The organism is Salinicola acroporae, from assembly GCF_003206615.1.
GTDB lineage: Bacteria > Pseudomonadota > Gammaproteobacteria > Pseudomonadales > Halomonadaceae > Salinicola > Salinicola acroporae.
Genome location: NZ_PZJW01000005.1, coordinates 97,083 through 110,944, shown reverse-complemented (window position 1 = coordinate 110,944; position 13,862 = coordinate 97,083). Strand labels below are relative to the sequence as shown.

Annotated in this window: 15 protein-coding genes; 2 read left to right on the top strand and 13 right to left on the bottom strand. The window is 66.6% G+C overall.

Going from position 1 to position 13,862, the window contains the following annotated elements; translation table 11 throughout:
* Positions 1–118: 118 nt before the first annotated feature.
* Positions 119–979, top strand: a complete 861-nt coding sequence (locus tag DOM54_RS08595; RefSeq protein ID WP_110715946.1) for a universal stress protein — start codon at positions 119–121, stop codon at positions 977–979.
* An 80-nt stretch (positions 980–1,059) separates the two neighbouring features.
* Positions 1,060–1,416, top strand: a complete 357-nt coding sequence (locus DOM54_RS08590) for a RidA family protein (RefSeq protein ID WP_110715945.1) — start codon at positions 1,060–1,062, stop codon at positions 1,414–1,416.
* 8 nt (positions 1,417–1,424) lie between these two features.
* Here the strand turns inward: DOM54_RS08590 and DOM54_RS08585 are convergent, their stop codons facing one another.
* From DOM54_RS08585 to DOM54_RS08525, 13 genes are all read right to left on the bottom strand, one after another.
* A complete protein-coding gene (locus DOM54_RS08585) occupies positions 1,425–2,030 on the bottom strand; it encodes a hypothetical protein (protein WP_162619804.1) in 606 nt (201 codons plus the stop codon).
* A gap of 99 nt (positions 2,031–2,129) precedes the next feature.
* Positions 2,130–2,867 (bottom strand): 3-oxoacyl-ACP reductase FabG, encoded by a 738-nt coding sequence (gene fabG / locus DOM54_RS08580; protein ID WP_110715943.1) that lies wholly within the window; start codon positions 2,865–2,867, stop codon positions 2,130–2,132.
* 41 nt (positions 2,868–2,908) lie between these two features.
* Positions 2,909–3,382, bottom strand: coding sequence for a hotdog family protein (locus DOM54_RS08575; protein ID WP_162619803.1), 474 nt, complete (start codon positions 3,380–3,382; stop codon positions 2,909–2,911).
* A 31-nt stretch (positions 3,383–3,413) separates the two neighbouring features.
* Positions 3,414–4,601 carry a beta-ketoacyl-ACP synthase gene (locus tag DOM54_RS08570; RefSeq protein WP_110715941.1) on the bottom strand — a complete coding sequence of 396 codons (1,188 nt, stop codon included), beginning with the start codon at positions 4,599–4,601 and terminating at the stop codon, positions 3,414–3,416.
* On the bottom strand, positions 4,598–5,161 hold the full coding sequence (locus DOM54_RS08565) for a DUF3261 domain-containing protein (RefSeq protein WP_110715940.1): 564 nt from the start codon (positions 5,159–5,161) through the stop codon (positions 4,598–4,600). The genes DOM54_RS08570 and DOM54_RS08565 overlap by 4 nt, the downstream gene beginning before the upstream one ends.
* A complete protein-coding gene (locus DOM54_RS08560) occupies positions 5,158–6,468 on the bottom strand; it encodes an NAD(P)/FAD-dependent oxidoreductase (protein ID WP_110715939.1) in 1,311 nt (436 codons plus the stop codon). Before DOM54_RS08560 ends, DOM54_RS08565 begins: the two co-directional genes overlap by 4 nt.
* Positions 6,461–8,782 (bottom strand): MMPL family transporter, encoded by a 2,322-nt coding sequence (locus tag DOM54_RS08555; RefSeq protein WP_110715938.1) that lies wholly within the window; start codon positions 8,780–8,782, stop codon positions 6,461–6,463. The genes DOM54_RS08560 and DOM54_RS08555 overlap by 8 nt, the downstream gene beginning before the upstream one ends.
* On the bottom strand, positions 8,779–9,330 hold the full coding sequence (locus DOM54_RS08550) for a LolA family protein (RefSeq protein ID WP_162619802.1): 552 nt from the start codon (positions 9,328–9,330) through the stop codon (positions 8,779–8,781). Before DOM54_RS08550 ends, DOM54_RS08555 begins: the two co-directional genes overlap by 4 nt.
* A gap of 40 nt (positions 9,331–9,370) precedes the next feature.
* Entirely contained in the window at positions 9,371–10,363 is a 993-nt protein-coding gene (locus tag DOM54_RS08545; protein WP_110715936.1) for an LpxL/LpxP family acyltransferase, read from the bottom strand.
* Positions 10,360–11,115: a glycosyltransferase family 2 protein gene (locus DOM54_RS08540; RefSeq protein ID WP_110715935.1), complete on the bottom strand. Its 756-nt coding sequence runs from the start codon at positions 11,113–11,115 to the stop codon at positions 10,360–10,362. The genes DOM54_RS08545 and DOM54_RS08540 overlap by 4 nt, the downstream gene beginning before the upstream one ends.
* A gap of 3 nt (positions 11,116–11,118) precedes the next feature.
* Complete coding sequence (locus DOM54_RS08535) at positions 11,119–12,867, bottom strand: ApeI family dehydratase (RefSeq protein WP_110715934.1); 1,749 nt, start codon at positions 12,865–12,867, stop codon at positions 11,119–11,121.
* Positions 12,854–13,459, bottom strand: a complete 606-nt coding sequence (locus tag DOM54_RS08530; protein WP_240613826.1) for a COG4648 family protein — start codon at positions 13,457–13,459, stop codon at positions 12,854–12,856. The genes DOM54_RS08535 and DOM54_RS08530 overlap by 14 nt, the downstream gene beginning before the upstream one ends.
* 16 nt (positions 13,460–13,475) lie before the next feature.
* Positions 13,476–13,742 (bottom strand): phosphopantetheine-binding protein, encoded by a 267-nt coding sequence (locus DOM54_RS08525; protein WP_110707676.1) that lies wholly within the window; start codon positions 13,740–13,742, stop codon positions 13,476–13,478.
* Positions 13,743–13,862 lie beyond the last annotated feature (120 nt).

Here is a 13,862-nt window from a genome sequence, read left to right as displayed (position 1 = left end):
GCCACGAGCCACGAGCCACGAGCCACGAGCCACGAGCCACGAGCCACGAATACGGACGTCAATCGATCTCGAATCGTGCGATGCCTGTCCAGCAGACGATAGTGCAGAGGAGAACGCCATGAGTGAACGTCAGGTTCTAGCCTGCATCGACGACTCCCGCCACGCTTTCGCGGTCTGTGCCGCGGCTGCCTGGGCCGCCCAGCGTATCGGCGCGCCGCTCGAGTTGATGCACGTGCTGAGCAGGGCGCCAAGTCCTGGCGTCACCGATGCCAGTGGGCAGATCGGTCTCGGTAGCCGTGAGCATCTGCGCGAGCAGCTCACCGAACTCGACGAGCAGCGTGCCAAGATTGCCCAGCAGCATGGCCGCGAGTTGCTCGAGTCGGCACGGGCCCAAGCCGAGCGCCTGGCGCCGGGGACCACGGTTGCGACCGCGTTGCGACACGGCGAACTGATCGAATCGCTGGTCGAGCGTGAGTCCCAGACACGCCTGATCGTGCTGGGCAAGCGTGGCGAATCCGCCAACGAAGCCCTCGAGCACCTGGGCAGCAATCTCGAACGGGTCGTGCGCACGCTGCACACTCCGATTCTGGTGACCCCGCCCGAATTCCAGCCGCCCTCGAGGCTGTTGCTGGCGTTCGATGGCGGCCGGACGACCCGCAAGGGGGTCGAGATGATCGCCGCCAGCCCGCTGCTCAATGGCTTGGTCTGCCATGTCGTCATGATCGGTGCCGGCACCGACGACCAGCGAGCCCAGCTCGAGTGGGCGCTGGAGCGGCTGCGGCAGGGGCAGGTCGATGCCCAGGGCGCTATCCTGGCGGGGGACGTGGACGAAGTCCTCGCCGACTACGCGGATCGGCAAGGGGTCGACCTGACGATCATGGGTGCCTACGGTCACTCGCGGATTCGTCATCTGCTGGTCGGCAGCACCACCACCGCCATGCTGCGACACGCGCGGACCGCAACGCTTATACTGCGCTGACCGACCGCCACGGCGCATCACCGTCGCCGTGGCTCATTCATCGCCACCGGCGCTACCCGCCGCCCGACAGGAGTGATTCCATGACCATCCAGCGCCACGATCCGCAGACCCGCATGAGCCGAGCGGTGATCCACAACGGCGTCGCCTATCTCTGCGGCCAGGTGGCGGGCCCCGAAGCCCGTGATGGAGATATCACCGCCCAGACGTTGAGCATGCTCTCCCGAGTCGAGGCTCTACTGGAAGAGGTCGGTTCGGATCGGGAGCATCTCCTGTCCGCCACCATCTATCTGGCTGACGGGGACGACTTCGCGGCGATGAATGCGGTCTGGGATGCCTGGGTCCCCGAGGGGCATGCACCAGCGCGTACCTGCATCACGGCACCGATGCCGGCCCAGGCGTTGCGGGTGGAGATCACCCTGACGGTCGCGATCAAGTAGCGCGTCGATCAGGCGTCGTCGCGGGATGGCGGTGCCGGCTGGTGTTGGAGAAAGCGCGACAGCCGGTCCGCCTGGCTCTCGCCGACCTGGCACAGTTGCCAGGCGATCTCGGCGTACTGCATCAGCGTGGGCAGCATCAGCTGTAGCCGGTGAGTGTCTTTCTGGTGTCGTTCGGCCTCGGCATCGAGCCATTCGAAGAGCCTTGCCAGGCGGGTGTAATTGACGTCGCCGCGGCCACTGTTGCCGCGCAGCGCATCGATCGCCAGACAGCGCATCACGCTGCGTTTGTTGGGGTCCAGGCTCTCCTTGTCTAGCAGCGCTTCGGCGTGCTGCACGAACTGCCCCATCAACTGCGACAGCTCCGCCGCTTCCAACTGGCGACGGACCGCGTCCTGGCTTTCGATCAGCGCCTGCTGCTGGCGGGTCAGTCCTCTGACCAGAACCACCAACTGCACGCAGAGCCAACCCGCCAGCACCAGGGTCAGCAGATAGATGCCCAGCGGCGCCAGCGCTTCGGCCGGCAGTGGCCAGCGAAGTTCGCTGGCCAGCACGCCGCCAGCGGCCAGCGCCAGTAGCACGATGATGATCAGGGCGATGGAAATGCCGGATTTCATGCCGATGTCCAATCAGGGGGAGTCATTGCCGCCACGACGTTTTATCGGCACTGGACGGCTGTTTCTTGAGCATGCGCTAAAGTAGTGGTCCAGGCGCGCTTAGATCATGCCGCCATTCACCGGGATCACCTGGCGGGTAATGTAGCCGGCATCCCGCGAGCACAGGAAGCTGACGGTGCCGGCGACCTCTTCGACCGATCCGGTGCGCTGCATGGGGATCAGCTTGCGAACTTCCTCCTTCGGTAGCGCTTCGGTCATCTCGGTCTCGATCCAGCCCGGTGCAACGCAATTGACCGTGATCCGGCGCTTGGCCAGCTCGACGGCGAGCGCCTTGCTGGCGCCGATGATCCCCGCCTTGGCGGCGCTGTAGTTGACCTGGCCTCGATTGCCCGTCAATCCCGACATTGAAGAGAGCGCCACGATACGACCGGGTTGGCGACGCTGGATCATCGGCATGACCAGCGGATGCAGGACATTGTAGAAACCGTCGAGGTTGGTCCGCAGCACGCTGTCCCAGTCCTCGCCCGCCAGTGCCGGGAAAGGCCGATCCGCGGTGATGCCAGCGTTGCAGATCACGCCGTAATAGCAGCCGTGCTCGGTGATGTCCGCCTCCAGCACGGCCTGGACCGTCTCCCGCGCGGTCACGTCGAAATGGATCACGCGGGCGCGGCGGCCCTCGGCTTCGATGCCGGCCCGGACCCCCTCGATATCGTCGCCTGGGCGGCGGCAGTGCAGAACCAGGTCGAATCCGTCGCGAGCCAGGCGCATGGCGATCGCCTTGCCGATGCCGCGATTGGCGCCGGTGACCAGAATCGTCTCGGGATGTTGTTGTTCCATGAAACCTCGGTAGCAAAGCGGCAAATGAGGGAGTCGGGAGATCAGGCGTCGCCCAGTGTCGGCATCGAATCGGGCCGGTAGAGCGTCAGGCTGCCGTGAGCCAGCGGCAGTTCGCCGGTCTCGGTCCGGCGCAATTCGCCGCTGACCTGGGTAACGCCGTTGTCGGCGACGAAGTCGACGGTGATCGTTACCTGAATTCGCTGATCGAAGGCGAAGACAGGGACCCGGGCCCGGTAACGCTTGGCCCCGAGCAGCAGCCCGGGTGCCGCGGCCTCGGTCGAACCGAATGCCCGGAAGCCGGCCCAGGCGGCAACGGTCTGGGCCAGCCATTCGACCCCGACCCAGGCGGGGATGCCGTCGGTCTCGGCGAACAGGTCGTCGTGCCGCGTCCACGTCTCGGCGGTGGCGCCATCGTCGCTGGCGGCGATCAGCCGGGTCAGCAGGCACATGCGCCTGGCGTGCGGTATCAAGGGCTCGACGGCGCAGGGCAGGCTAGCCGCAATGGATGGATTCAAGATGGCAATCGCTCTCCGTCTTCGCGTCTCGTCATTCGGTTGGATGGTCCAGCGTCAGTAGCAGGCTGGCATTGTTGCCGCCGAAGGCGAAGCTGTTGCTCAGTGCCCGGCGCAGCCGGTGTTCTGGTGCTACACCGGTCGTCACCAGGGGGAGCGGAGGAAGCTCCGGATCGTAGGTGCCGTCGAAACGATGTTCCGGTAACCGTCCCTGGGTGAGTGCCAGCCAGCAGAAAGCGGCTTCCAGGGCCCCTGCGGCGCCAAGCGTGTGTCCCGTCAACCCCTTGGTCGAACTGCAGGCCGGCGGGGAGGGAAACAGCGTCGTCACGGCCGCGGCCTCCATGCTGTCGTTGAGCGCCGTGCCGGTGCCGTGCAGGTTGAGATAGTCGATCTCGGACGCGTCGAGCCCGGCCATCGCCAGTGCCTGGCGCATCGCTTCCGCTGCGCCACTGCCATCCGGGCGAGGTGCGGAGATGTGGTGAGCGTCGACGCTCTCGCCAACGCCGGCGAGCTGGACGCCGCCGCTCTCGGGCGTCACCACGAAAAGAGCCGCCGCTTCGCCGAGATTGATCCCGTCGCGATGCCGGGAGAAGGGCTGACAGGGATTGTCGCTGACGGCTTCCAGGCTCAGGAATCCATTGACCGTGAGACGACACAGGCTATCGGCACCGCCGGCGATCACCGCATCGCACTGGCCACTCTTGAGCAGGCGCCTGGCGCTGGCCAGTGCTCTGGCGCTGGAGCTGCAGGCCGTCGACAGGGTGTAGCAGGGGCCGGTGATGCCCAGACGCTCCGCGAGGAAGCGCGCCGGCGCTCCCAGCTCCTGACGCGCATAGGCGAAATCCTCCGGCAGAGGCCCCTCTCGGCCGCTCTTCGCCAATGCCAATTCGGTTTCACCGATGCCCGACGTGCTGCTGCCGACGACCACCCCGATCCGGTCGCCCGGCACCGTGGATAACAGGGCTTCCAGTTCGTCGCCCAGGCGAGCCAGGGCGAGCGCCAGCAGCCGGTTGTTGCGGCTGCGATGGTCCTTGGGCCAGTGGCTGTCGTCGGGGAGTTCACAGGCGACCTGTCCCAACGCCAGCGGACGGCCAGGGGTGTAGGTATCGCTGGTGGTCAGGCCGCGCTGGCCCGAGAACAGGGCGCGGCCGATCGTGTCCAGATCGTCGCCCAGCGAGCAGACCACGCCGGGTCGGGACAAGCGGCAAGAAGAAGCACTCATGAATCATCGTTCTCCTGCATCGGGGCGATCGTCAAGCGGTAGTGGCCCTGGCGGTCGTCCAGCATCATTGTCTCGGCGCGATCGCGCGCCGGCACCGGCGTGATGCGGGCGATCAATCGCCCCCGATAGGTGATGTCGCGACTCGCCGCGCCGTCGACGACCTGCCATGCGCTTCCCGCGAAGGCCTCGTGCAAGGCATCGAGAGGCCACAGGCTCCACTCCAGACGGGACGCCAGCCATTCTGGCGGTATCGGCAGCGGGGGTTCGCCCGGCGCATCGCCAGCCTCGAAGCGGGCGCCGTCGGCGTCGCGAACCAGCGTCGTCAGGCGCTGGCCGTAGGGCGTCACCAGCACCGCACGCAGCCGCTCCGGCTCGATCCGGATGAACGCGATCAAGGTCCGGGCTTCGCCTTCATCCGGTTCGAAGGTGAGCCGGCTCTTCAGCGTGTCGGTCGTGGTGGCGGCGGCCAGCGGTGGCGGCGGCGACACCGGCGGACTCAAGCTGCAGGCGGACAGGGCGAACGCCAGGCACAGTGGCAGCAGGGGAAAAACGCGCCTCATCGTTCGGTCTCCGGCGACGGGCCAGGATCCGGCTGACGCGCATTGGCCGTCCCTGGTCCCGGCGCCCTCGATGCTGCCTGGCTCTCGCAGATGGCGGCCAGCGTATCGATATGCCGGGCCGAGTCGGTGGCGAACGGGTTGCGACGGTCCCAGGCGTAGCCGGCCAGAATGGCGCTGATGCGCTCCTTGATGTCGCGGGGCGCGTCGGCGTGGAAGATGATCGTCTGGAGTCGGCCGTCGTACCACGCATCGACGAAGGCGCGAAATGTCTCGACGCCCGCGCGCAGCGGCTGCTCGAACTGGCCCTGCCAGTCGATCGTCTCGCCGGCCAGTTGGCGATCCACCAGCGGTGCCGCCAGGCTCGCGGATTTCAGCGCAATGGTGACACCGGAAGAGAACACCGGGTCAAGGAACTCGCCAGCGTTGCCCAGCAGCACATGACCGGCGCCATGCAGGCGGGTGACATCGGCGGAATACCCGCGGAGCTCGCCGACCGGACGGGTCGACCGCGCACCCTCCAGGAGCTGGCGGAAACGGGGTTCGGCGTCGATCAGCGCCTGCCAGCGTGTCTCGGGCGAGTGGCCGTAGGCATCTATTCTCGCCGTCTGGCCGACCACGCCCACCGAAGCGCGCTGGTCGCGGAAGGGGATCAGCCAGTACCAGATACCGGCATCGTCGGGATGAACGCCGATGAGGATCTTCTCGCGATCATGGCTCGGCTCGACCGGGCAGGCTTCGACATGGGTGAACAGCGCGGTGCGGGGAATCTGGCGGGCATCGCGCTCGAGATCCTCGAGCCGTGCCAGTACACGCCCGTAGCCGCTGGCGTCGACGACGAAGCGGGCGGTCAGCGTGCTGGCGTTGCCGGATTCATCGACGACATCGACCTCGGGTCGATCGGGGTCGGCGCGGAAGGCGGTGACGGTGGCGCCGAATTCGACCTTCGCGCCTTTCGCGCGGGCAGCCTCGATCAGCCGGTGGTCGAAGTCGGCGCGCTCGACCTGGAAGGTCGTGCCCCAGCCCGGCGTGAACTTCTCGCGGAAGTCGATCGCCGTGCTCTCGCCGCCGCGGGTAAACGCGGCGCCGTTCTTGGGTTGATAGCCGGCTGCCTGGACGGCCTCGAGGAGGCCGGCCTCTTCGAGATGGCTCATGCACTGCGGCAGCAGACTCTCGCCGATGGAAAAGCGCGGAAAATGGCTGCGCTCGACCACCAGGACGCGATGGCCGCGGGCGGCCAGCTGTGCCGCGATCGCGGCACCGGCGGGGCCGGCGCCAATCACGATGACCTCGTGGTCGGCTTCAGACATGTTCGCTCTCCCGTGGTGATGTCGTTGAATGGCCAGGTCCCGGGCGTACCCACGGGACCAGTGCCCAAACGCTGGCCAGGCCGATCAGGCAGGTCAGGCCGAGATAGTGCAGCGCGGGTGTGGCGCTGAAGGCCAGCATGCCGAAAGCCAGCAGGCTGGTGAGCGTCGATAGCGTGATCGCCAGCCATGCAGCCGGCTTGCGAGCATGCTCCACGTTGAAGATACCGGCATCCAGCCCGATTCCCAAGATCAGCAGCAGGCCCAATTGGTTGAAGATATTGAGTGGGACGCCGCCAACGGCGAAGGCGGTCAACACGATGAGCGTAGCGCCGAAGGGCGGTACCACGACACGCCAGGCGTGACGTCGATAACGCCAAAGGAGTGCCAGCGTCATCAACGCCATGGCCGTTATCACCCAGATGGCGGTGTGGCGGCGGAGCTCGCCGAGCAGGCCGCCGATGCGACTGACGCGATCGACATACTTCACTTTCGGCAACGTGTCGGCGAGGGTTGCCAGGGCCGCGCTGGTGCGGTCATCACGCTCGCCGGAGATCACCACGGTGGCGGCCACCTCGCCGTCACCCGTCTCGCCCAGCCACAGTCGCTGCTGGAGCGAGCCGATAGGGGTCTCGAGCCATTCGGTCAGGGTCAATGGTGGCGCCTGGTCCAGGCGTGCTCGCGCCTGGTCGGCGACGTTCGCCGGCAAGCCGGCCCGCTCGACCAGTGCGTCCAGCGGGGGGCCATAAAGCTTGCGTACCCGGGCCAGGTTGGCCTGCTGTTCGGTCATCGTCGGGACCGAGCCGGCCAGCGACTGGTACTCGATCCGGAGCCCGTCGGCGATGGCTCGGTCGAGAGCTCCGTCCAATGTTTCGAGCCGGGCCAGCAGCGCCTGGGTATCCGAGGCCTGAACGAGGAAATAGCGGCTGCCGGTGTCGCGGTCGAGCAGCTGTTGGACGCGCTGCTCGTCGTGCATCAGTGCCGCCGGTGAGGGATTGAGCAGTTCCAGACTGTCATCGCTGGTCAGGCGCAGGGCGCAGATGGTCACCAGCACCAGTGCGCCGGCCAGGGCGAGCCACGGCGACAGTCGCCAGCGCGGCTGGCATAGCCGCCACCAGCGTGTCGCCAGGCTGGCGGTGAAAGGGCTGGCGTGGAGCGTGAAGCGGGGCAGCCACAGTACCACGGTGAGCCAGGCGCCAATCAGCCCGAAGGCGGCGAACGCTGCCATTTGGCGTAATCCCGGCATCGGGGTCAGGGCCTGGGCCACATAGGCGATGACACTCGAGACCAGGCCAAGGGTCAGGCTCGGCATCAGCCGACGAAGCCGGAATTGCCTGCCGTCGATGACGCGATCGCACTGCAGGTGCAGCACATAGTCGACGGCGATACCGATCAGGCTGGCACCGAACGCCAGGGTCAGCAGGTGCAGGCGGCCGAAAATGCCCAGTGTCAACGTCAGCGCGAACAGCGAACCGGCCACCAGGGGCACCATCAGTTGCAGCAGCACCCGGGGAGAGCGAAATACGAAACCGATGATCAGCACGACCCCGAGCAGGGAGGCGGCGCCGATGGTGGACATCTCCCGCTTTGCCTGACGGGCGCCGGCGGCGGCGTGGAACACCAGGCCGGAGCGCAACAGTTCGGCATCGGGATGCCGCTGTTGAAACCGTTCGAGCGTGGCATGCAGGGCATTCTGCATCGGCAGCTCATAGGGGGACCCCGTCAACTCACCGATCAGCACGCTCCATTGCCGGCCCTCGGCATCCAGCGTCAACAGACCGTCGGCGGCACCGATCGGGCTGCGTGGCAGGCGTGACAGCCAGGCATCGAGCAGTCCGAAGGGGTCGGCGACGGGCTCTGGTCGCGCCGTCGGCGAGAACAGTCGGCGCAGCGCCGGTTCGACCAAAGCGCTGCCGCCGTCGGTATCGATGGCCCGTTGCCACTGCGGCGTCAGCAGGCGATAGCGCCACTGCCCCATCCAGCCATGCGGATCGGCGTCGGCCAGATCGAGCTCGCGCCAGTCGATGCCGGCCAGTTGGCCCTCGTCGACCAGCCGCTGCAACGACTGGCCCAGCGCCTGCGTCGTCGCTACGCGGTCGTCATCAGCGAGCAGCAGCAGGAAGCGATTCTCGAAACCGCGCCCCAACTCGCGGTCCGCCTTCTCAATCAGCGGCGCCTGCCGGTCGGCCGGCAGCAGGGCGGTGAGATCGGTATCGGCAGGCAGACCCTGACGCAGCATCCAGCCCAGCCAGATCGCGCAGAGCGCCAGCACTGCGAGCCAGAGCCAGCCGAGCCGACGGTAGTGCCTGCCGGTCATGAATCGTTCAGCGGGTGCTGGTCGAATAGCCGGACCTTCAGCCGGTCGCCGTCGGGGGTGCGCATGTCGAGATGATCGATGGTATCGGAACCCCGCAGCGTGATCTCGGCGATGCGCTCGCGCAGCGCGGCCTCTCTCGGGGTCAGGGCGACCTGCCAGTCATCCTGGTCTCCGGATAGCGCCAGCGTGAAGCGGGACTCCAGCGCCTGCCAGTCGCCTTCCAGCAACTGCAGGAACAGCTGGGCGACCTGCTCGCCACCGGGGGGGGCGTTCTCGCCGCTGCCATCGGTTATTGCCTGCGGTGTCAGTTCGATCCGCTCCTCGACCGGTTTCTCGAGTTGCCAGACGACGCGCTTGCCGCGCTCGAACAGGAACGTGCCCTGGCTGGAGAGCGAGCTGTCGAGGTCCGCCAGTTCGCGCTGCTGCTCGAAACTGCCCGCCAGCGAGGGCGTGGCGGCGAGCCGCCGTTGCAGGTCGCCCAGATCGAAGGCCTGGGCGCTCAGCGGCACCAGCAGCAGCAGTGTGATCCACCATCGACGAAACGGCATGGTCGGGTCCTCAGGATATCGCGTGTCTGGAATCGCCCGGTCAGGTGACGGGGCGCTCGTCCTCATGATCGGGCTTTGCGGCGTGGGCGTCTTCGCAGTCGAGCCAGAAGGGGAAGAAGTTGAACCACTGCAATGGGGTCTTTTCGCACTGTCGTGTCAGCCAGTCGACGTAGCGCCCCATGGCTCCCTCTATCCATGCCGCCCGATCTCGCCGCCTCAACGCGCTGGTATCGTCGAAGTGGTCGAAGTCGATGCGGTAGCTGGTGGCTTCGCGAAAGCAGCCGATGGTGTAGACCGGGCAGCGCAGTAGGCTCGCCAGCCAGAACGGGCCCTCTGGGAAACGCGCCGGATGGCCCAGAAAGGGGAGCGTGCGGGCGCGTCCGCTATCGCTGATCGGGACACGATCCGCGGCGATCACCACGAACCCGCCTTCCGCGATCCGGCGCCCCAGCTTCATCGCCGTCGACGGCGTGATCTCGCTGACCTCGATGATCTCGGGCGGGTTCTCGCGGTGGGTCGAGCGCGCCAGGACCTCGTCGAACTGCTGCGCGTTGCGTGTGTGCATCAGCAGGGTCGCGCGGAAGTCTTCCTGCATGTCGCTCATGGCGGTGCAGATCTCCATGTTGCCGACATGGGAGACGAGCATGATGCCGCCACGGCCACTTTCGACCGCCCGGCGAAATCGCTCCCGCGTATCGCCCTCGAAGCTGAGCGCCGGTGGGATGCCGCTCCAGGCATCGATCTTGTCCATCAGGCTCTGCCCGAAACTGCGGAAGTGGCGCAGACTCAACCAGGTCGGATGGCTGGGCGGCTGGCCGTAGCGGTGACGCCACAGCCGGGTAAGGTAGGTATGGGAGGCGCGCCGATGAAGGCCGTGGGCAATATAGTAGTAGACGATCACCAGCAGCAGCATGAACTGGAACGGTAGCCGTCCCAGCTTGCGTCGGATCCAGACCATGGCGCGGACCCCGCCGGCAGTACCGGTCTCGCGAATTCTCGACCAGTGATTGGGATTGCTGCTGATCGGTGTCATGAGAGTCGTTCCTGGCGGCGGCTCAAGAGAGCGGGAAGGCGCCTGAGCATGCCGAGTACCAGGCGCAGATGCATGCGGGCGAGCAGTACGTTGTCCCGCCACAGCTGGAAATGGGAGACGCCGTCGAGAGGGTAGCGGACACGGACGGGCAGGTTGGCGACGCGCCCGCCCTGCCAGTACCAGCGTACCGGAAGCTCGCTGTCGAACTCCATGCGATCGCCGCAGGCGTGCTCGGCAACCAGCCGGTTGACGGCGGCGACGGGGTAGAGCTTGACCCCGCACATGGTGTCGCGAAGCTCGAACGACAGCGTCGCCAGCCAAACCAGCGAATGGGTGATGTAGCGGGAGTAGAAGCGGTGCCGGGGCACGCTGGCATCGAATCGCGGGTAGCCGAGCCGCAGGACCTCGTCGTCGGCACGAAGTCCGTCGACGAAGGGCGGCAGGTCTGCTGCTTCGTGCTGGCCATCCGCGTCCACCTGCAGCACGTGGGTGAATTCGCGCTCGACAGCTCTCGCCAGGCCCGCCCGAATCGCCGCGCCCTTGCCCCGGTTGGCGGGCAGTCTGACCAGGTCTACCGTCTCGGCTTCGGCCAGGGCGTCCAGCACCCCCGCACAGTGCGCGTCGCTGCCGTCATCGACCAGGATGACAGGCAACTGCAGCAGCTCCAGTCGCGCCAGCGTCTGGCCGACCGCCTGGGCGTGATTGTAGACCGGCACCAGGACCGCGATGCGGGCGCTGTTCTCTTGCGACATTCTTCAACTCTCCCGCGCTTGCCGATGGATCAGGGCGACCCGTCCCGTCACATGTTTCCCGCGCTGGCTCTCGCATTCGAGGCGCAAGCTCTCGGTCCCGTCGCCCCGACGGTAGTCGAGGGTCATTTCGAAGCGGTCGCCGGGCAGTAGCGGCTGGGGGAATCGCAGCCGCTCGAGGCTCTCGAACTCGCCACTCAACGTGAACAGGCGGCGCGCCTGCTGCATTGCCCAGTGCACCAGGGCAATGCCGGGCAGTACCGGCTGGCCGTCGAAGTGGCCGTCTACGTAGGCACAATGCTCCGGGACCTCCAGCGTGACCTGCCAGCCGTTCTCGTGAAGTCGTTCACCCAGCCAGCGCGGCGCGCGTCGGTCCTCGAGATCGAGAAACAGGTGCTGCCGGATCTCCGCGCTCAACTTGCCCTGACTATTGGTCGGCCAGGGGGCGACGAAGCGCCAGTAGCGAGGTAACACCGGCGTTTCGAAATGGGCGGCGAGTTCCCGGCGCAGCCGCTTCACCGTGTCGCGATGGTGGCGATGATCGTGGGGGATCTCGTTCGGCGAGAGCTGGACGATGGCGGCGAGGCGAAGGTCGCGGCGTTGCAACGTCAGGGTCTGTGCCCGCTCGACGCCGGGGAGCGCGCTCAGGGCCTGGTCCATGGCCGTCAGCGAGATCCGTTTGCCACCGATCTTGACGATCCGGTCGGCGCGCCCCAGCAGTTCGAAGCCCTGCGGCGTCCGCGCGATAAGGTCGGCCTGACGTTGCCACTGGTCCGGGATCTCCAGGTGACGCGAGCGCAGCCATAGACGATGGTCTTCGTCGTGGCTCACCTCGACGCCGGGCAGCGCGGACCAGTCGGCGGCGTGCTGCTGGACGCGCCAAGCGATGCCGCCGGTCTCGGAACTGCCGTAAACCTCGTGAACGGGATGGCCGAGACGTTCGTGGACCCGGTCACTGGCGTCCTTGGACAGCGGTGCCCCCGAGCTATAGATCGTTGCCAGCGCCGCGCTGACCGGCTCCCAGTCGAGCGCTTCCGGGAGTCGGGATAGCGCCGGTGGCGCACTGACGAGAATCATCCGCTTGCCGGTCGCCTGGCAGTGCTGCAACCAGGTGTAGAGGGTTTCCGGATAACGACAGGCCCGGGCCGAGAAGGGGCTGTTCTCGCATAGCGGGCGCAGGATCGAGAACAGCAGGCCGTAAATGTGCTGGTGACTGACCTGGCTGACGACCAGTCGGCCCGACAGCGGCCAGAGCGAGGCTTGGGTGGCGAGTTCGGCATCCAACTGGTCGAAACGTTTGTCCAGCCGCTGTGGCTCGCCGCTGGAGCCGGACGTGTAGAGCGAGACGGCGATATCGGGTAGCGGGCGTGAGTGCCACTGGGGTGGGTGGTCAGGGGGGCTTCCCGCCCGGTCGCTCTCGGACCCCGGCTCGGTCGGCCCCAGCGCCACGCCCGCCTCATCCAGCGCCGACAGCGTCATGGGTTGATTGTCCGCCGGAAGCACGACGCGATCGCCGCGTTCCCAGATCGCGATCATGGCGGCACTGAATTCGATCGGGTCCGGCTCGAACAGGCGCCAGCATCCACTGGTGTTGGGCGTCTCAAGCAGGCGCTGTTGCCATGCCCCGATACGCGCATGCCATTCGGTCGCGGTCAACCAGCGCGATGGCGTATCCGCTTCCGGCGGAAGCCAGGCGATGGTGTCCGTTGTCGCGCGGTCACGCCATGGCCGGTCGGCGAGTCTACGAAACGTCATGGGACGCCTTGTGTTGCGATTGCAGGGTCGCTTCCGCTCGCCTTTTGACCCGCTGGCGCAAGCACCACTCCCCCAAAAACATGGCCAGCATCAGGCCGTAGACGATGCCGCCGTTGTACCAGGCCCAGACCTCGAAGTTGGCGAAAATCGCGGTGAACAGGGCAACGGCACCGTTGAGGGAGAAAAAGACACACCAGGCCTGGGTCACCCGCCGGGTGTAGCGCACGGCGTGGGGCGGCAGATCGGGCTCCTGGCGGCGAGCGAACCGTTCGATCAGCGTCGGCGGATGACGCAGGCCATGGGAAAAGACCAGCAGCAGGGCGACATTGACCACGACCGGCCATAGTCGCAGGCCGAGCTCTGCGCTACCGGTCGCCATCAGCAGGACAACCAGCGGCACGAGACCCCATCCCCAGCGCCGTTGCGTCGGCGGCAGTCGCCACCAGGCAGCGGCGGCCAGCACCATCAGCAGTGGCCAGGCACCGTAGTGCGGCAATAGCCAGTGCACCACCAGGGGCCAGACAAGGCCGATGATGCCTACTGCCAGCCAGAGAAGCCGGCTGCGACCGTGGGTGGGAATCGACGAGATCACGAGGGCGCCGCCACTGTCATTTCTGGCGACGCGATTCGACCAGAGCCGCCAAACTCTTCAGGTTGGCGAAATGCTGGCGGGAGGACTCCGCCTCGGATTCCAGCGTGATGCCATAGCGCTTCTGTAGCGCAAGGCCTAGTTCCAGGGCGTCGATGGAGTCGAGGCCCAGGCCTTCGACGAACAGCGGTTCGTTGGGATCGATGTCTTCCGGTGTGACGTCCTCGAGCTCCAGGGTCTCGATGATCATCTCCTTGAGTTCTTGTTCCAGCGCCGTCGTGGTCATCGGTCTTGATCGTCCTTGTGACTCGTTCGTTATCGATTACTGGCGCCCGGCCGTGATGTCGGGCGCGTTGCCGGTAGCTTGCCGGCCGGTTGCGGCGGTCATCCCGTCGCCAAAACTGGT